The sequence below is a fragment of the Litorivivens sp. genome, from assembly GCF_041624475.1.
Classification (GTDB): Bacteria; Pseudomonadota; Gammaproteobacteria; order Pseudomonadales; family Spongiibacteraceae; genus Litorivivens.
The window spans coordinates 90,811-109,849 of sequence record NZ_JBFJUX010000006.1 but is presented as its reverse complement, the minus strand read 5'-3'; the positions used below and the strand labels follow the sequence as shown (position 1 = coordinate 109,849).

15 protein-coding genes are annotated in these 19,039 nt (G+C 55.7%); 5 read left to right on the top strand and 10 right to left on the bottom strand.

The features are described 5' to 3' along the window. Positions 1-23: 23 nt before the first annotated feature. The 3 genes from leuB to leuC all read right to left on the bottom strand — a co-directional run bounded on the left by leuB (position 24) and on the right by leuC (position 3,323). Positions 24-1,109: a 3-isopropylmalate dehydrogenase gene (gene leuB / locus ABY734_RS08925; protein WP_372778641.1), complete on the bottom strand. Its 1,086-nt coding sequence runs from the start codon at positions 1,107-1,109 to the stop codon at positions 24-26. 133 nt (positions 1,110-1,242) lie between these two features. Then, the gene (leuD, locus tag ABY734_RS08920) at positions 1,243-1,890 is read right to left on the bottom strand and encodes a 3-isopropylmalate dehydratase small subunit (protein ID WP_372778640.1); all 648 of its coding nucleotides are present in this window, start codon (positions 1,888-1,890) and stop codon (positions 1,243-1,245) included. Continuing rightward, a complete protein-coding gene (gene leuC / locus ABY734_RS08915) occupies positions 1,890-3,323 on the bottom strand; it encodes a 3-isopropylmalate dehydratase large subunit (RefSeq protein WP_372778639.1) in 1,434 nt (477 codons plus the stop codon). The genes leuD and leuC overlap by 1 nt, the downstream gene beginning before the upstream one ends. 138 nt (positions 3,324-3,461) lie before the next feature. On the opposite strand from leuC, the gene ABY734_RS08910 reads away from it, so the two are divergent. Beyond that, complete coding sequence (locus ABY734_RS08910) at positions 3,462-4,346, top strand: LysR family transcriptional regulator (protein ID WP_372778638.1); 885 nt, start codon at positions 3,462-3,464, stop codon at positions 4,344-4,346. Here ABY734_RS08910 and ABY734_RS08905 read toward each other — a convergent pair. The 6 genes from ABY734_RS08905 to ABY734_RS08880 form a co-directional block, all read right to left on the bottom strand. Continuing rightward, positions 4,315-4,887 (bottom strand): NTP transferase domain-containing protein, encoded by a 573-nt coding sequence (locus ABY734_RS08905; RefSeq protein WP_372778637.1) that lies wholly within the window; start codon positions 4,885-4,887, stop codon positions 4,315-4,317. The two genes, ABY734_RS08910 and ABY734_RS08905, sit on opposite strands and share 32 nt — an antisense overlap. Continuing rightward, on the bottom strand, positions 4,884-5,837 hold the full coding sequence (locus ABY734_RS08900; protein WP_372778636.1) for an XdhC family protein: 954 nt from the start codon (positions 5,835-5,837) through the stop codon (positions 4,884-4,886). The genes ABY734_RS08905 and ABY734_RS08900 overlap by 4 nt, the downstream gene beginning before the upstream one ends. A gap of 65 nt (positions 5,838-5,902) precedes the next feature. Next, positions 5,903-8,389 carry a TonB-dependent receptor gene (locus ABY734_RS08895; RefSeq protein WP_372778635.1) on the bottom strand — a complete coding sequence of 829 codons (2,487 nt, stop codon included), beginning with the start codon at positions 8,387-8,389 and terminating at the stop codon, positions 5,903-5,905. 225 nt (positions 8,390-8,614) lie between these two features. Beyond that, complete coding sequence (locus tag ABY734_RS08890) at positions 8,615-11,104, bottom strand: TonB-dependent receptor (RefSeq protein ID WP_372778634.1); 2,490 nt, start codon at positions 11,102-11,104, stop codon at positions 8,615-8,617. Between the two features lie 75 nt (positions 11,105-11,179). Next, positions 11,180-13,705: a TonB-dependent receptor gene (locus tag ABY734_RS08885; RefSeq protein ID WP_372778633.1), complete on the bottom strand. Its 2,526-nt coding sequence runs from the start codon at positions 13,703-13,705 to the stop codon at positions 11,180-11,182. Positions 13,706-13,844: 139 nt separating this feature from the next. Further along, positions 13,845-14,300 (bottom strand): flavodoxin family protein, encoded by a 456-nt coding sequence (locus ABY734_RS08880; RefSeq protein ID WP_372778632.1) that lies wholly within the window; start codon positions 14,298-14,300, stop codon positions 13,845-13,847. A 109-nt stretch (positions 14,301-14,409) separates the two neighbouring features. Between ABY734_RS08880 and ABY734_RS08875 the strand changes: the two genes are divergently transcribed. Next, complete coding sequence (locus ABY734_RS08875; protein WP_372778631.1) at positions 14,410-14,841, top strand: nuclear transport factor 2 family protein; 432 nt, start codon at positions 14,410-14,412, stop codon at positions 14,839-14,841. A gap of 5 nt (positions 14,842-14,846) precedes the next feature. Here the strand turns inward: ABY734_RS08875 and ABY734_RS08870 are convergent, their stop codons facing one another. Beyond that, the gene (locus ABY734_RS08870; protein WP_372778630.1) at positions 14,847-16,001 is read right to left on the bottom strand and encodes a CaiB/BaiF CoA transferase family protein; all 1,155 of its coding nucleotides are present in this window, start codon (positions 15,999-16,001) and stop codon (positions 14,847-14,849) included. Between the two features lie 154 nt (positions 16,002-16,155). On the opposite strand from ABY734_RS08870, the gene ABY734_RS08865 reads away from it, so the two are divergent. The 3 genes from ABY734_RS08865 (at position 16,156) to ABY734_RS08855 (ending at position 19,036) form a co-directional block, all read left to right on the top strand. After that, a complete protein-coding gene (locus ABY734_RS08865) occupies positions 16,156-17,184 on the top strand; it encodes an NADP-dependent oxidoreductase (RefSeq protein WP_372778629.1) in 1,029 nt (342 codons plus the stop codon). Between the two features lie 54 nt (positions 17,185-17,238). Beyond that, complete coding sequence (gene gloA / locus ABY734_RS08860; protein WP_372778628.1) at positions 17,239-17,679, top strand: lactoylglutathione lyase; 441 nt, start codon at positions 17,239-17,241, stop codon at positions 17,677-17,679. Between the two features lie 139 nt (positions 17,680-17,818). After that, positions 17,819-19,036 (top strand): cytochrome P450, encoded by a 1,218-nt coding sequence (locus ABY734_RS08855; protein WP_372778627.1) that lies wholly within the window; start codon positions 17,819-17,821, stop codon positions 19,034-19,036. The last annotated feature ends 3 nt before the right edge of the window (positions 19,037-19,039 follow it).

Here is a 19,039-nt window from a genome sequence, read left to right as displayed (position 1 = left end):
CAAAACGTTGTTGTTCAGGCGCTTTATTGCGCCCGCAGGGCCGCGACTACCGCGTCACCCATTCCGGCTGTACCTACCAGCTTGCAGCCTTCCGAGTAGATATCACCGGTTCTTATTCCCTTATCCAATACGCTGCTGACCGCTTTATCGATATCGTCAGCGGGGCCTTCGAGGCCCAGCGAGTAGCGCAGCATCATCGCCACCGACATGATGGTGGCCAGCGGGTTGGCCTTGTCCTGCCCGGCGATATCCGGTGCTGAACCATGACAGGGCTCGTACATGCCGCGATTGTTCACATCCAGCGAAGCCGAGGGCAACATGCCAATGGAGCCGGTCAGCATGGCGGCGGCATCGGAAAGAATATCGCCAAACATATTGCCGGTCACCATCACATCAAACTGTTTCGGCGCACGCACCAGCTGCATCGCGGCGTTGTCGACATACATATGGCTCAACTCCACTTCCGGGTAGTCTGCGGCCATGGACTCGACCACCTCACGCCACAGCATGGTCACTTCCAGCACGTTGGCCTTGTCGACCGAGCACAGTCGCTTGCCGCGTTTCATGGCGGCTTCAAAGGCCACCTTGGCGATACGGCGGATTTCCGACTCCGAATATACGTAGGTGTTGTAGCCCTGACGCTCGCCATTTTCCAACTCGCGAATGCCGCGCGGCTCGCCAAAATAAATACCGCCGGTCAGTTCGCGCACGATCAGAATATCCAGCCCGGAAACCACTTCGGGCTTCAGGCTCGACGCACCCGCCAGTTGCGGATAAAGAATAGCCGGACGCAAATTGCCAAACAGCTCCAGTTCGCTGCGCAAGCGAAGCAAGCCGCCCTTTTCCGGGCGGTCTGCCGGCGGCAATTTGTCCCATTTGGGGCCACCGACCGCGCCAAGCAAAATGGCGTCCGAGGCTTTGGCCAGCTCAAAGGTATTGTCCGGCAGCGCGTTGCCGGTGGCGTCTATGGCAGCACCACCCAAGAGGGCTTCTTCCAATGCCAGCCCGAGGCTGTATTTGTCATTCAGAAAGTTCAGTACTTTCACGGCTTCAGCCATGATTTCCGTGCCGATACCGTCGCCGGGCAACACCAGAATATTCTTTGTCACGTTCTCTTTACTCCAGAAACTCTTTCCGGAACTTCATTCCAGAAACAACGAGCCCCGACTGATACGGGGCTGGCGGCGGATTCTAGCAAAGCACGCGCGCAATTGCGCGTACTCGCCTCTCCAATATTTACCGTCAGGCCGAACGGGAAAACAGCCAGGGCGCTTCCTTGCGGCGTCTTTCTTCATAGGCGCGAATCGCATCGGCCTGCTGCAGGGTAATACCAATATCGTCTAGACCATTCAGCAGGCAATGCTTGCGACCGCTCTCCACCTCAAAGGTAATTACCTCAGCCGACGGCGTGGTAATGGTTTGCGCCTCGAGGTCAATTTCCAGCTGATAGCCTTCGGTGGCATACATCTCCTGAAACAGGCGATCGACAATGTCGGCATCCAGTGCGATCGGCAGTACCCCGTTCTTGAAACAGTTGTTGAAGAAAATATCGGCATAGCTCGGCGCAATAATGCAGCGAAAACCGTAATCTTCCAGTGCCCAGGGGGCGTGCTCGCGACTGGAACCACAGCCAAAATTCTCCCGCGCCAACAGCACCGATGCACCCTGATAACGGGGGAAATTCAGCGGGAAATCCTTATTTAAAGGGCGATTGCTGCAATCCTGCCCCGGCTGCCCCTCGTCGAGGTAACGCAGCTCGTCAAACAGGTTGGGACCAAAGCCGCTGCGCTTGATGGATTTCAGAAACTGCTTGGGAATGATCATGTCGGTATCGACATTGGCGCGATCCATTGGCGCCACCAGGCCTTTCATTTGCGTAAAGGGCTTCATTATTGCGCTCCTCCCACGAGTTCATTCACATCAACAAAATGACCTGCTACCGCAGCGGCCGCAGCCATTGCCGGGCTGACCAAGTGGGTGCGCCCGCCAAAACCCTGGCGCCCCTCAAAGTTGCGGTTCGAGGTGGACGCGCAGTGCTCGCCGGCGCCGAGCTTGTCGGAGTTCATGGCCAGACACATGGAACAGCTCGGCTCGCGCCATTTCATACCAGCCTCAATAAAGATCTTGTCCAGCCCCTCGGCTTCCGCCTGACGCTTGACCAGGCCGGAGCCCGGAACAACCAAAGCCTCTTTTATGGTACTGGCAATCTTGCGGCCCTTGACCACATCGGCCGCGGCGCGCAGATCCTCAATGCGCGAGTTAGTGCACGAACCAATAAAGACGCGATCCAGCTGGATATCGCGAATTCTCTGCCCGGCCTTCAAGCCCATGTATTGCAGAGCCCGCTCACAGGCGGCCTTGCGCACCGGCTCGGCGAAATCATCAGGGCCGGGTACGGTGTCATCAATGCTGGCCACCATCTCCGGTGAGGTGCCCCAGGTCACTTGTGGCAGAATGTCCTGTGCATTCAACTCAACCACTTTATCGAACACCGCGTCATCATCGCTGCGCAGTGTCTTCCAGTAGGCCACCGCCTTGTCCCAGTTTTCACCAGTCGGCGCGTAGGGGCGCCCTTCCACGTACTTGAGGGTAGTTTCGTCCACCGCCACCATGCCCACGCGAGCACCGGCTTCGATGGCCATATTGCAGATGGTCATACGACCTTCCATCGAGAGATTGCGGATGGTGCTGCCGCCGAACTCAATCGCACAGCCATTACCGCCGGCGGTGCCAATTTTGCCGATCACCGCCAGCACGATGTCTTTTGCGGTAACACCCGGGCGCAGTTCACCGTCGACCTTGACCAGCATGTTTTTCATTTTGCGCTGGCGCAGACACTGGGTGGCCAGCACATGCTCCACTTCCGAGGTGCCAATACCGTGGGCAATAGCACCGAGGGCGCCATGGGTTGCGGTGTGGGAGTCACCACAGACCACGGTCATGCCTGGCAGTGTGGCGCCCTGCTCCGGGCCGACCACATGCACAATGCCCTGGCGCGCATCATTGATCTTGAATTCTTCAATGCCGAACTCTTCGCAATTGTCATCCAGCGTAACCACCTGCAACTTGGAGACCGGGTCAACAATGCCATCGACACCGGCTACCCGCTCTTCCACAGAGGACGGCACATTGTGATCCGGCGTCGCCAGGTTGGCGTCAATCCGCCAGGGCTTGCGACTGGCCAGACGCAGCCCTTCAAAAGCCTGTGGCGAGGTCACTTCATGCACCAGATGGCGATCGATATACAGCAAGGCGTCGCCGTCATCGGTAATAGCGACGAGATGATCGTCCCAGAGTTTGTCGTAAAGGGTTTTTCCGGCCATGGTCTGCTCCGCTAACTGGCTTGCCAAAGGGCTGATTATTCAACGCTGACCAGTCTACGCAGGGATTAACAATAAAACAAATTCATATTTTTCATATTTCTGATAACATATTTTCATCCAAAAAGAGCAAGCCCCGCTATGGACACTCAGACTCTGCGCGCATTTCTTACCGTTGCCGAATGCCAGTCCTTTACTGAAGCTGCCGAGCTGATGCACCTCACCCAGCCGGCGATCAGCAAACGCTTGAGTAATCTGGAGCAACAGCTTGAACATCGACTGTTTGACCGCATCGGTCGCAAAGTAAGCCTCACCGAAGCCGGCGAGGCATTACTGCCACAGGCCCGGGCCATTTTGCTGGCGATGGCCAATGCCGAGCGCAGCGTCCGCGACCTGGACGGCAGCGTCGGTGGCAAGCTGTCCATGGGTATTTCTCACCATATCGGGCTGCACCGCCTGCCGCCGGTGCTGCGCTACTTCACCCGAACCTACCCGGAGGTGCGGCTGGATATCGACTTTATGGATTCCGAACAGGCTCACGACATGATTCTCCACGGTGAGCTGGATCTGGCGGTTATCACCCTGTCACCGGAACAGGAACCCAACCTGGAATCTTTTGCTGTCTGGGAAGACCCGCTGACCGTCGCCACCGCCTTGGACCACCCACTGGCCAGCCGCAAAGCAGTCACCCTGCGTGAACTGCAGCAGCACACCGCCATACCGCCGGGCCTGAATACCTATACCGGCCAGATTATCAAACGCCTGTTTGACGAAGCGGGCCTGAAAATGGATATCGCCATGTCGACCAACTACATGGAAACCATCAAGGTCATGGTCTCAATCGGGCTTGGCTGGAGTATTCTGCCCGCCACCCTGATAGATGACAGCGTAGAGGCACTAACTCTGAAAGGGCACCAATTGAGCCGCACCCTAGGCTGCGTTCACCACCGCAACCGCAGCCTCTCAAACGCGGCAGAGGCGTTCATCAAGGTTCTTAAAGAACACCCTGAGCGATCAACTCCCTGAGCGCGTCGGGCGTGTCGATATCACAACAGACACCGCAATCATCGACCACTATCTGCTCAAGGCTCTGTAAGTGCGTATCGAGCACGGACTGGGCGCCCCCCTCACCCGCCAGCGCCCCCAAGTCGCCGTAGTAGGCTTTTCCAAACACCACCGGGTGACCTGGATTGCCGTCGAATACAGGGCGGCGCAAGGTGTCCTTCCCGACGCCGCGCGCCAGCCGCGTTAGCGTGTCACTGCGCAACGCGGGCAGGTCTACCGGCAGTATCATCAGCGCATCAAAATCATCGCTGAGCAAAGCCACCGCCCCGGCAATACTGCTGCCCATGCCTTCATTCGCACGCATCAGCTCGAGCTTATGCGGAATACCCAGTGAGTCTCCGTGCCGCACAGTCACGCGACAGGGCAAGCCGGCGCTGTCTATTATCGCCAGCATGTGCTCAAGCAAGGTCAGACCGGAAGGCAGCTGCGCGAGACGCTTGTCCGAGCCAAACCGGCGACTGGCACCGGAGGCGAGCAACAACACGCCGACGGGCCGACTCATATTTTCCGCTGAGCCTTGAGCTGAACCAGCTCGGCCATAATTGCCACCGCAATTTCCATGGCCGACTTGCTGCCAATGGGCAAACCAACCGGCGCGTGCAGGCGCCCGATCTCAGCCTCTGAAAGATCCAACAGAAGCAGACGCTCCCGACGTTTGGCGGAAGTCCGCTCAGAACCCAGCGCGCCGACGTAGCAGGCCTCAGATTGCAGAGCCTCCATCAGGGCCATGTCGTCAATTCGCGGGTCGTGGGTCAGGGTTATCACCAGACTGTGAGAATCACTGGCCCGCTCCCGCACCACATCGTCAGGCATGGCACAGACCGTATCGACAGCCGACACCGGAAACTGATCGATGCGATCCCTTCTCGGGTCACACACTGTCACCGCATAATCCATGGCCGTTGCCAGCTCGGAAATACAGCGCGCCAGCTCATTGGCGCCCACCAGGAGCAGGTGCAGACGCGGGCCAAAGTCCTGCAACAGCATCTTGTCGTCAAGGTGCAGCGACTCGATTCGTGGCAGCGGAGATAGCTGCCAGGCTCCGCTCGCAAGATTCACCTGCCTGCGAATACAGCGCCTGTTTTGCAGTGCGTCGACTATTTCAGCGATAGCTTCGCGATGCCCCGGGGAAAGCGGCTCGATAAGCACCTCTAGCCGCCCACCGCAGGGCAACCCAAGGCGTTCGTTTTCTTCAGCCGTGACCCCATAGGGGTGCACAACCACTTTATCAGGCGCCAACTCACCGGCTCTCACCCGTTCCAGCAGGTCATCCTCTATACAGCCGCCGGAGAGTGAGCCAATCAATTCACCTTGCTGCGACACCCCCATCAGCGAACCCAACGGCCGCGGCGAGGCACCCATAGTCTTCACAATGGTGCACAGCCAACAGGTTTCGCCAGCATCCAGCCAATCCAGCACCGCGCTGAATACAATTTCGTCTACGGTTTTCACACAACTACCTTTTCAACAGGCAAAAAAAACGCCGCGTTAAGCGGCGTTATAGTGTAGCGGAGAACTTAGTACCAGCGGTAAACCGCCTGCAGGCCAATGCTGCGTGGACGGGCGATAAAACCGTAGTGGTTGACCGCACCAAAGATGCTGTTAGCCAGCGGGGTGTCGTTGGCGTAGTTAACAACTTCCTCATCGGTCAGGTTTTTACCTACCAGAGCAATCTCCCAACCGTCTTCGAAATCAGACAGCGCCAGACGACCATTGATCATCGCGTAACCATCCTGCTCCTGAGTCGGGTCAAGGTTCTGGGTGGGGTTGTAGTCGTCGGTGAAGACGATGTCCAGACCACCGCGGAACTCAAGAGTGTCGGCAATCGGCGTGGTATAAACCAGTCCGATGTTACCCGAGAAATCTGCAACGTACTGGTTTGTCTCACCGGTGAAATCACACAGGCCATCGCCATCGGGATCTTCGCCGTTGCGAACCTGTACGTGGTTACACTGACCGTTTTTGAAGTCGGTGAATTCGAAGTCCAGGAAGGCCAGCGCACCGGTCATCATCAGCTTCTCGGTGATCGCCAGACGGCCGTCCAGTTCCAGACCCATGGTTTCCGCCGCACCGGCGTTACCCACGTTAAAGCCCAGCGTACCGTCGAAGATACTGATCTGCAGATCATCGAACTCGGTGAAGAACATGGCGACATTCAGTTCGGCAGCGCCATCCAGCAACGTGGTCTTCGCACCGATTTCATAGCTGGTCGACTTTTCCTCTTCAAACTCAAAGCTACCGATCAGGATTGTATCATCCACCGGATTCTGAGGATCCGGCGCATTGGCTGCCGGAGAGGCGTTCGACCGTGCGTCAAAGCCACCCGACTTGAAGCCTTTACTCCAAGTAAAGTAGCTCATGCCCCAGTCAGAAAAATCCCACTGCAGGTTCACAGAAGGTGAGAAATTACTCTCGTCACGGCTGCCTTCCAGGTCATGGCGCTCTGCGGAAAAGTTGATGGCAACGGTACTATCAACTTCACCCTCAGGAATACGCTCACCGGTCCGGTTATTTTCGAAGTCCAGTTTACGAGCGCCATCTTTGGTTTCGCTGGAATAACGGCCACCCACATTCAGGCGCAAAGTATCACTGAGGTTAAAGGTTAGCTGAAGGAAGGTTGACCAAAGCTCGGTATCCGTTTCAAAGTCACGGGGAGTTCCAAGATCGCGAATTTCATCACCGGCATCGCCAGGGCCATCCTGCGGCCGCCCGCGAGTACCGCCTGCCGCAAAGTCAGCCAAGTTGATCAAATCGGGCAGAACGTTACTGGTCACCAGAATGGAATCGTAGAATTCCAGTTCGCTCTTGTGAAGATACAAGCCCCCGATATATTCGATGAACCCACCCACCGGTGAGGAGATACGGAATTCCTGACTGTACTGCTTGTACTCTTCCTCGAACTCGACCTTGAACAGCTCGGAACCGGTAAAGTCGCAGTCACACAGTTCTTCATACTCGTAGGACATAATGCCAGTGATAGACGTCAGCGTATGCTCGCCCCAGGCATAATCGAGGTTCATGGTGAAGTTCTGGGTGTCGTTGTTACTGAAGTCACCGTTTGAAGAGCGTTTGTAATCCAGCTCGTTGTTAAGCACTGACGCATCAGAGTTAATCGATACAAAGGGCGGCACGTTGGTATTAAACAGAATTTCACTGTAGTTACGCTGACCGTCGCCGTTAACATCAGCACCTGTTGCAGTGTTACCGAATACTGGGCTGGTAGAGTTCTGGTCGTTAATGATTTCTATCTGACGACCGGTAACGTCAAACTTGCCCACCTCAAACTTGAACATGGCCTGCAGGTCATCGGTTGCCGCCCAGTCGAGGATCAAACGCGCAGTACCTTCATCGCGTTCCGGCTCGTCCTGATCCAAAGTCAGGTTTTCGATATAGCCATCCATATCACGCTTACGAATCGCCAGACGCGCACCCAGCCGATCGGTAAGAGGACCAGACAGGACAACATCAATCGTGCGCTCGCCGTGAGTGGGCTCATAGAGGCCAGAGACCATACCCTCGAATTCCATACCCGGACGTTGAGAATGCAGACTCAGGGCACCAGCCACCGAGTTCTTACCGAACAGGATGTTCTGCGGACCACGCAGCACCTCTACACGGGCCAGATCAAGAAACGGCGCACGGGACAGCTGGGCACGACCATAGCTGATACCGTCAAAATACATACCCACTGACTGCTCGAAGCCCTGGTTGATACCGGAGCCGATACCACGCACATAGATATTGGTACCGATACCGGTTTCCGACATGGTCAGGTTAGGAACATAGGCCTGCAGATCTTCGATCTTGTCGATGCCGGCCTCCATCATTTTCTCACCGGAAACGGCATTGACCGACACCGGAACATCCTGCAGGCTTTCAGCGCGCAGGGTGGCCGTGACGATTACCTCTTCCAGCACTACCGCCGCCTGTGCGCTGCCAGCGGCAATACCCGCGACCAGCGGCAACAGCGCGGCGCCGTGCCGAAATCTCGACTTATTTTTCATTGCTTCCTCCCAGACTCACTCGATATGAGCAGTTTTATTGAGTGTTACTTTGTAATTCGATGGTTCTTATGTCGAACTTAAAGGAGCGTACTCGTGTTTATTAAAGCATGCGCTCAGTTTAGTCAATTTTTTACAGTTTTCATGCACATAAAGCCAATATGCAATATTTATGTGGAGTATTGCGCTCACAAATAGGTGTTATTACGTACTAAGTCTCATTTTTTACTACCAGCGGTAGGAGAACTGCAGCGCGACACTGCGAGGGGCTTCCAGAAAGCCATAATGCCCTTTATTGCCAAATATGGTGAAAGCCGTCGGCGTGTCGCTGGCATACATCACGATAACCTCGTCAGTCAGGTTCTTGCCTACCAAAGCAAGCTCCCAGGTGCGATCAAGCGCCGCAATCCCTGCCCTGCCATTAAATTTGACGTAACCATCCTGCTGCACCGCAGGGTCAAGGTTTTGGGCCGGGTTGTAATCATCCGTAAAGATCGCATCCAGAGATAGCCCGATACCCACTTCCGGGCTGATAGGCCGAATATAGGTCAGCACCAGATTACCCGCAAAGTCAGCCACGTACTGATTGGTCTTGCCGGTGTAATCACAGTTAATTCCGTCGGGCGCCGTAGGTTCCTGCCCTGCCAGACACTGCCCATTCTGAAAATCATCAAATTCAAAATCGAGAAATGCCAAAGCACCCGCCAGCATCAGGTATTCGCTAAGCTGGATACGACCGTCCAGCTCAAGCCCCTGCGTGGTCGCACTGGCGGCGTTGCCCACATTAAAACCGAGTGTGCCGTCAAAAATACTCACCTGCAGATTATCAAACTCAGTACGAAACAATGCCGCATTCAGTTCAGCTGCGCCGTCCAGCAGCGTCGACTTGAAACCGATTTCCAGGCTGGTGGCCTCCTCTTCCTCATATTCGAACGTACCGATCAGCACCGGCCGCCCTTCCGGTCTGGCCGGGTTAGGAGCCGCACCCGGAGGCAGCGGCACCGGCTCTGCCGAAGGCGACGCATTGGAACGCGCGTCAAACCCGCCGGACTTATAGCCCCGACTCAGCGTGGTATAGATCATCATGTCGTCTGTCGCATCCCACTGCAGGTTCAGCAGGGGGGAAAACTGGGACTCGTCTCGGCTGCCTTTCAGATTATGCCTCTCAGCGGCGAAACTTACTGCAGCGACAGTATCGGTTTCACTGAAGGGTCGCACGTTGTAATTCAGATCGCCAAACTCAAAGTGACGGGAGCCTTCCTTACTCTCCATCGAATAGCGCCCGCCCAGGGTCACGCGGATGGTATCCGTTGCATTCCAGGTCGATTGCAGAAATACAGAGTACAGCTCTGAGTCGCTGGTAAAGGTCCGCGGCGACGTCAGATTGGCAATAGCATTACCGGCGTCACCTATGCCGGCGATTTCCTCCGGCGAACCGCCCAAGGGGTTGGGATCGTTATCACCACGGGCGCCGCCTTCAGTGGCATCGGCCGCATTCAGCAACTGCACAATCAGATCGGAGTCAACGATAATGCTGTCGAAAAACTCCAACTCGCTTTTTTGATAATAAAACCCACCGATAAATTCAAAGTTTTCACCCGCCGGTGAAATCCAACGCAGTTCCTGACTTATCTGCTGATAGTCTTCCACCAGCGACACTTTGAAACCTTCAGCACCGGTAAAATCGCAATCACACAGATCATCATAGTCATAGGCCATGTAACCGGTTATCGAGGTAAAGGTGTGGTCACCTCGAATCCAGTCGGCGTTAATAGTGAGGTTTTCCGTGTTATTCAAACTGAAATCGCCATTAGACGAGCGTTTAAAATCCTGAAAATTATTAAGTACCGAAGAATCCGAATCGATATCTAGCACCAGACCAGTGGGATCACGGGTTTCGTTCAGGATCTGTCCATGGGTGCGACCGGCAAATAAAGGGTTCGTGCTCACCGACGGTGAATCATTAATAATTTCGGCCTGGCGGCCGGTCACATCAAAACTGCCCAGCTCACCTTTTACACTGACCGTGACTGCGTCGCTCGCATCCCAGCGTAATTTGAGGCGATAAGTCGCTTCGTCGAAGGCGGGCTCATCGCGGTCAAGGGTCAGGTTCTCCATAAAGCCACCGTAATTGCGCAAGCGCGCCGAAAAACGGTAACCGAGGGTATCACTGATGGGGCCTGACAAAATCAGGTCGAGAACTTCTTCCTCAAAGCGGGGCTCGTAGGTGGCCGAAACCGCACCCTCAAACTCTTCACTCGGCCGCGAAGTGACAATACTGATGGCGCCGGCAATGCTATTTTTGCCGTAAAGAATATTCTGCGGGCCGCGCAGTACCTCGACCCGTTCCAGATCCAAAAACGGTGCTCGTGCCAATTGAGCGCGACCGTAGTAAATGCCGTCGACATACATACCGACGGATTGTTCAAAGCCCTGATTGATGCCCGAACCGATGCCGCGAATATAAATGGAGGTGCCAATACCATTTTCGGTCATGGTCAGGTTGGGAATATAAGCCTGCAGATCTTCAATCTTGTTCAGGCCCGCCGACAGGAGTTTTTCCCCGGAAATCGCGCTAACCGACACGGGCACGTCCTGCAGGGACTGTTCACGCAGCTGGGCCGTGACAATCACTTCCTCCAGCACTGCGCGCCGCTCCTGTGCAAGGGCAGCCGCAGCCACCGGCATCAGCAGCGCCGCCCAAAGCCATTTTTTCATGCCGTCTCTCCGTAGCTTTTGGTTATTGTCTGGAGTTCGTTGACAGTGTGAAACAATAATAGGGTTCGCGACCCTTTACCAGCGATAGCTCAACTGCAGCGCAACCGTGCGCGGCGGATTGACAAAACCGTGATGGGTCGCAGCCTCGGTAATGGTATAAGCCGTTGGCGCATCCACCCCATAGACAATGATCAGCTCGTCCGTCAGGTTCTTGCCCAGCAAGGCAACTTCCCAGTCACCGGCAATATCCGCCAGCGACAAACGCGCGTTGTACACCACATAGCCATCCTGTTTGATGCGATCATCCAAATTAGGCGATGGATGATAATCATCGGTAAAGATAGCGTCGACATTGGCCCGCAACATCAGACTGTCCAGAATGGGGCGCTCATAGGCCAGCAGCAGGTTGCCCGAATAATCCGCCACATATTGATTGGTTTTGCCGCTGTAATCACAGTTTATGCCATTGGGGCTGTTGGGCGTCTGCCCCTGTATACAGGTACCGGCAAGGTGATCGACAAATTCAAAATCCAGGAAAGCCAGACCGGCCATCAGCATCAGGTTTTCCGTCAGACCAACCCGCCCGTCCAGTTCGAGGCCTTGAGAAATCGCACTCGCGGCGTTGCCCACATTGAAGCCCAGCGTGCCGTCGAAAACACTCACCTGCAGGTCGTCGAATTCGGTTCGGAACAAGGCCGCATTTAATTCTGCAACACCTCCGAACAAAGTCGATTTAACGCCCAGTTCATAACTGGTCGCCTCTTCCTCTTCATATTCGAAAGTACCGATCAGTACCACCTGATTGGGCACCGCAGCGTTCGGGTTACGCGGCGTGGGCTCGGCGCTCGGCGAGGCGTTGGAGCGCGCATCAAAACCGCCGGATTTAAAACCACGGCTGGCCGTGAAGTAGGCCATGGCGTCTTCTGAAAAATCCCATTGAACGTTCAACAATGGCGCAAACTGGGATTCCACCCGCTTGCCTTCCAGATCGTGACGCTCGGCCGCAAAACTGACCGCGGCAGCGGTATCAGACTCGCCAATGGGACGGATACTGAAGTCCGGGAAGGCAAATTCCAGCTTTCTACTGCCCTCTTTCTTCTCCCAGGTAAGGCGGCCACCAAAGGTCAAACGCACATGATCAATGACGTTCCAGGTTGCCTGCATAAACGCAGACGCCATGGTGGAATCACTGTTAAAGTCGCGCGGTGAGCGGAAGTTGCGAATGGCGTTCCCGGCGTCACCGATACCAGCCACTTCTTCCGGCCCACCCACCTGGCCCGGGTCAAAATCGCCGCGTGCGCCGCCTTCGGTTGCGTCGGCGGCATTGACCAGATCGGGAATGATGTCGGAATCAACACGAATAGAGTCGTAGAAATACAGCTCGCTGTAGTGCAGATAGGCCCCGGCAATAAACTCCCAAGACTCTCCGACGGGAGAGATCCAGCGAAACTCCTGACTGAACTGTTTGTAGTCTTCAACCAGGTCAAGCTGGAACAGCTCACCGCCGGTGAAGTCGCAGTCACAGTCCTCTTCATAGTCATAGGCCATGTAGCCGGTGATAAAGGAGTATTGATGCCCATCGCGATACCAGTCGACATTAACCGTTAGGTTCTGGGTGCTGTTATCGCTGCTGTCACCATTGGAGTGGCGTTTGTAATCGGCTTCGTTGTTGAGCACACCGGGGTGGGAGTCAATATCGACAACAACCGGCGCTGCGGCCGTGGGAAACTGGGTCTCATCCAGTATTTCAGCGTATGTGCGGCCGGCAAAAAACGGCACGTCAGATACCGAAGGCGAATCAAAGATAATTTCAGAATGACGCCCTATCACATCAAAACTGCCGTGCTCCAGTTTTAACGAGGCGACCACATCGTCACTGGCATCCCACAGCAATTTGAAGCGATAGGTGCGCTCTTCGCGGTTTGGCTCATCCCGACCCTGCACCAGATTTTCAATATGACCATCGTAATCGCGGATACGGGTGGCAAATCGGTATGCCAGCGTATCGGAAATCGGTCCGGACAGAACGCCATCAAAGATCCGCTCGCCTACCTGACCTTCCCAGGTAGCCTGAACATAGCCTTCAAATTCCTGAGTGGGCTTGGCCGTCGAAATATTGATCGCCCCGGCGATACTGTTCTTACCCAACAGGATATTCTGCGGGCCCCGCAGCACTTCGACTCGGGATAGATCCAGAAACGGCGCGCGAGCCAGCTGTGCCCGACCGTAGGAAATGCCATCGACATACATGCCCACCGACTGCTCGAAGCCTTGGTTTTCACCTGAGCCAATACCGCGAATATAGATATCGGTGCCAATACCGGATTCCGACATGGTGAAATTCGGGACGTAGGCCTGAAGGTCTTCAATGCGAGACAGCCCCGCCTCCATCATTTTGTCACCACTGATGGCGCTGACAGACACAGGCACGTCCTGCAGACTCTGCACGCGAAGCTGGGCGGTAACCACCACTTCCTCGAGCACGGCCGCCGCATTAGCCGTCACAATCGGCGCCAGAGCGCCCATAAAAACAAGGAATTTTGACTTGATTGGCGCGATCGCCAAAGAACAGGTTGGCGTAAAACGGCGCAGTTTCCGCATGCTGAATCCTTATTATTATCGGCTGCAATCTATTGGCAACCAGAACCACTGTAACCGCCCATGTGGACGCCGAAAACATCGGAATAATGCGTTTTTTTTGAAGCGAGTTCAAGCATTAACGGTCGGAATGGCAGACTGATCAGAAAATCCCCATCCCCAAACCCGCGGCAAAGCTCAATCCCAGCTCGCTGGCATCCTCCAGATTCTCTGCCTGCGGCTCACCTCGCACGATCAAGGGCTCAGCCACAGCTTTCAGGGGATAGCCTTTAACGATACGTTCGAGCTGCCTGACAGCGCCGCTCCCATCATTCCCGCAACTGACGATAAGCATATAGGGTCGCGCCAGGCTGCCGGGTTCGCAGGGGTAGTAGGTGCGATCGAAAAAGTCCTTCATACCGCCGGAGAGATAGCCGAAATTTTCCGGCGTCACAAACAGCACGCCATCACACGCCTGCAAGTCGGAAGAGCCCGCCTCCATCGCACGCAGCAAGCGGACATTGATTTCTTTCTCAGCCACCGCCCCGGCATAGGCAGCCTCGGCCAGCCGCTGGGAGCTGCCAGACTGAGTGTGATAAACAATAAGCAATTCTTTCAAGCCAACGCTCCTGAGATGTAAGAGCCTGCGTTCACAGCGGGCAGGCAGACTCGTATACTCCGCCAACCCATAACAACACATCAACTTCAGGCAAACCAAAGGTAACCCGATGTCTTCAAGCTCCGATCCGCAACAGAACAAAACCCTGCTACTGGCGTTTCAGAAAACGCTGGCCAAGCGCCTGCGCGGCGAAAACGCCGACATAGGGGCTTTTTTCCACAAGGACATCGCCTGGCATTTCCCGAAATCGACGGCGGAAGCGGCCAGCGGCAGCGATCACTACGGCATTGACGCGGTTATGGCAATGTTCGGTGATGATGTCGGGCAGTTCTATCAGCAGGACAGCATGACTTTTCACTACCACTCAATGACCGCAGAAGACGATCGCGTTCATCTGCACTTCAGCCTGGAAGCCAAAACCGCCACAGGCGAGGATTATTACAACGATTACCAGAGCCTGTTCCGTTTCGCAGATGGCAAGATTATCGAAGTCTGGGAGTATTTCGACACCGCTTACCTATTCAGCTTTTTTAATGGCTGAGTTGTTTAATCACCGATTCGCTGTCCGGCAGCGCTTACCACGCCATTGGCGATCAGCTCCCGCTGGTCTGCGTCACTGATACCCAGCTCCGTCAGTATTTCGTGGCTGTTGTGGCCCAGCGCTACTGCATCCGCGGGAGAGCCGCCGTCGGTGCGACTGAAGCGTGGTGCCGTTCGCGGTTGCCATACGCCATCGCGCTCAACGATGGAATTGCGAGCCTTATGGTGTGGGTGATCCTTGAGCTCGTTGGGCGCCAGCACCGGGGTGACGCAGGCATCCGTATCGGCAAATAGCTGCGTCCACTCATCCCGGGTTCGACTAGCAAACACCTCGGCAAAGCGCTCTTTCATCGCCGGCCACTGCTCCATGTCGTATTGATTCGGCAGCGAATCCGCAAGCCCCAGCCGTTCCACCAACACCTGGTAAAACTGGGATTCCAGTGCACCGACGGCGACATATTTTCCGTCAGCGGTTTCGTAAACCTCGTAAAACGGCGCACCGCCATCAATCATGTTGGTGCCCCGCTCACCCCAGTAACCGGTCTGGAAGGCTGAGAAAATACTGGTCATCAGCAGCGAGGCACCGTCCACCATCGCCGCATCCACCACCTGCCCCTTGCCGGAGTTTTTCGCCTCAAGCAGAGCGCACACCATGCCGAAGGCCAGCAACATACCGCCACCACCAAAATCACCGACGAGGTTGAGCGGTACGGCGGGCTTTTCACCGGCTCGCCCCATCGGCTCAAGAGCACCAGCGAGTGCTATGTAATTGATATCGTGGCCAGCGCGGTTGGCCAGGGGTCCTTCCTGCCCCCAGCCGGTCATGCGGCCATAAACCAGACGCTCGTTGAGGCCCAGACAGTCATCGGGGCCGAGCCCGTACTTTTCCAGCACGCCAGGGCGAAAGCCTTCCAGAAAGCCGTCGGCGCTGCGCACCAGTTTTTCCACCAGCGCTACCGCACCGTCTTTTTTCAAATCAATACAAATGCTGCGCTTGCCGCGATTGAGAAAATCCAGCTCGGTCTGGTTGGCGAACATGGAAACCTCGGGGCGATCAATCCTAATAACATCAGCCCCCATATCCGCCAGCAACATGGCGGCAAAGGGGCCGGGGCCGATCCCTGCAATTTCAATAATGCGGATTCCTGAGAGTGGTCCCATTCAACGAGGCTCCTGTTACCTGATACGTCCCGCGAGCAAGGATGCAACCACCTTACCTGACGGAAATGTTATTCAAATAATGACCGTGCTAGTGTCGCGTTCAGTAAGTGCGAGTCACCAGTATAGTGTTATTGAAAAAGCATACGGAATAAAAATGATGAGCGAAATAAACCGACAGTGGATTTTTACTGAGCGCCCCCAAGGCTTTGTCGACAGCAATACCTTTAGCTATCGCGAGGTTCCCTTGCCAACACCCGATCTCGAGGCCGGGGAAGTTCTGGTCAAAACCCTCTATCTTAGTTTTGACCCCGCCATGCGCGGCTGGATGGACGACAAACCCAGTTACCTGCCGCCGGTTGAGCTGGGCACGCCGATGCGCGCCTCCGGCATTGGTCAGGTAGTCGCGTCCGAGCGCGAGGACCTGCCCGTCGGCACACTGGTCATGGGCTTCCTCAACTGGCAGGACTATGCTGTGTTCGACAGTAACAGCGCGGGCAGCTTGAATGCCCTGCCCGCCGGCACACCACCTGATATGGCCCTGTCGGCCTTTGGTGGCACCAGCATGACGGCTTATTTCGGCCTGTTCGATGTGGGCCAACCCAAGGCCGGCGAAACGGTACTGGTCTCAGGCGCGGCCGGTGCAACCGGCTCGGTGGTTTGCCAGCTTGCCAAACTCAAAGGCTGCCGCGTTATCGGTATTGCTGGCGGCCCGGAAAAATGTGACTGGCTCAAAACCGAATGCGGTGTCGATGAGGTGATCGACTACCGCAATGAAGACCTTAATGAGCGACTGGCAGCCATCGCGCCGATGAGCATCGACCTGTTCTTTGACAACGTTGGCGGCGATATGCTGGAAGCGGCTATAGAACAGATGGCCGACCACGGCCGCATTGTGCTGTGCGGGGCCATTGCGGGTTATAACGCCAGCGAACCACCCCCCGGACCGCGCAATATGATGACCCTGATCGCCCGGCGTATTCGTATGCAGGGTTTTATCATGCTCGACTATTTACACCGTATCGAGGAATTTCAGGCCGAATTCGGCACCTGGGTACTGGAGGGCAAGATCAAGACCCGGGAAGATATTCAGGAAGGCTTTGAGAATATTCCCGCCACTCTCAATCGGCTTTTTGAAGGCCGCAATCAGGGCAAGCAACTGCTGAAACTCGCCGACCCGGTTTGACAAGGTCGGCGCCGCCCTCTAGCGTGCTCGCTTTTAACCACTGGCGAGTTCGGCATGAAATACCTTCACACCATGGTTCGCGTCAGCGATATCGACGCGAGCCTCAACTTTTACTGCAATCTGCTCGGGATGAAGGAAATCTCCCGCTACGATAACGACAAGGGCCGCTTCACCCTGATTTTTCTGGCCGCCGCGGATGACGAAGCCCAGGCCAAAGAAGAAAAACGCCCCACCCTGGAACTGACCTACAACTGGGACCCGGAAAGCTATTCCGGCGGCCGCAATTTTGGCCACCTGGCTTTTCTGGTCGACGACATTTACGCCCTCTGCCAGCGATTGCAGGACGGCGGTGTCACCATTAATCGTCCGCCGCGCGACGGTCATATGGCCTTTGTTCGCTCCCCCGACAATATCTCTGTCGAGCTGCTGCAGAAAGGCGACGCTCTCGCACCACAGGAACCCTGGCAATCCATGGCCAATACCGGCGAGTGGTGACACCCACTTTACTAACCGTGATCGGTAAAAATGCCGCTGGACTAAAAGCCTAGACCGGCGGCATTGCAAAACTAACGGGTATTAGTCACCATCAAGGCGGCCTTTAAACCTATAACAATTGCTGCACGGAGACGCCGCCATGAGCTGCCCCCATCTGAACTTGCTGGACCCCGACGCCTACCAGAATGGTATCCCGCACGAGCACTTCGCTCGCCTGCGCGAAGAGCGCCCGGTCTACTGGCAGGAAGACCCACTGACCGACGTGGGCTACTGGGTAGTCAGCAAATACGACGACCTGCAGTACATCTCCAAACACCCTGAGCTGTTCTCCTCGGCTGCGCGCACGGCGCTGTCGTCGGAAATGAGCGAAGAAGAAGTGGCCATGCAGCGCATGATGATGCTCAACATGGACCCGCCGGATCACCTGAAGTATCGCCGCATCGTCAACAAGGCGTTTATTCCGAAAGTGGTCGAGGCAAAACTCGCCCATATCCGCGACATGGCCAAAGACATTGTCGACAAGGTGGCGCCGCGCGGCGAATGTGAGTTTGTTTCTGAAGTCGCTGCCGAACTGCCGCTACAGGTGATCTGTGAACTGATGGGTGTGGCCCACGAAGACCGCCATATGATCTTCCACAACACCAACGTCATGATTGGCGCCGACGACCCCGAGCTGTCAACCACGGCCGAAGAAGGCATGATGGCCGCCGCCGAAATCTATACCTATGGCTACAAAATCCTGGAAAACCACCGCACTAACCCCGGTGACAACCTTATCGATATGCTGGTTACCGGCACTGTCGACGGCGAGCAACTGAGCGACGATGAATTCGCCCAGTTCTTCCTCCTGCTGCTGGTCGCCGGCAATGAAACCACCCGCACGGTGACCGCCAATGGCATGAAACTGCTGATTGAGCACCCGGATCAACACCAAGAGCTAATTGATGACCCCTCACTGATACCCAATGCAGTGGAGGAATTCCTGCGCTACGAGCCCGCGGTCATGCAGTTTCGCCGCACCGCCATGGCAGATGTAGAACTCGGCGGCCAGCAGATTCGCAAGGGCGACAAGGTCATCATGTACTACACCTCTGCCAATCGCGATGAAGATCACTTTAGCGATCCGGATCGCTTCGATATCCACCGCAACAACGCCAAAGAGCACCGCTCATTCGGGATCGGCGAGCACTTTTGCCTGGGCTCCCACTTGGCCCGCCTTGAGCTGCAGGTGATGTTCGCCGAAATCATCCCACGGCTGCGCAACCCCCGCTTTGCCGACAAGCCGAACTACATGCGCTCCAGCTTTCTGAACAGCATGAAGACCTTGCATATCGAGTTTGATCCCGAACCCGTTTAAGCC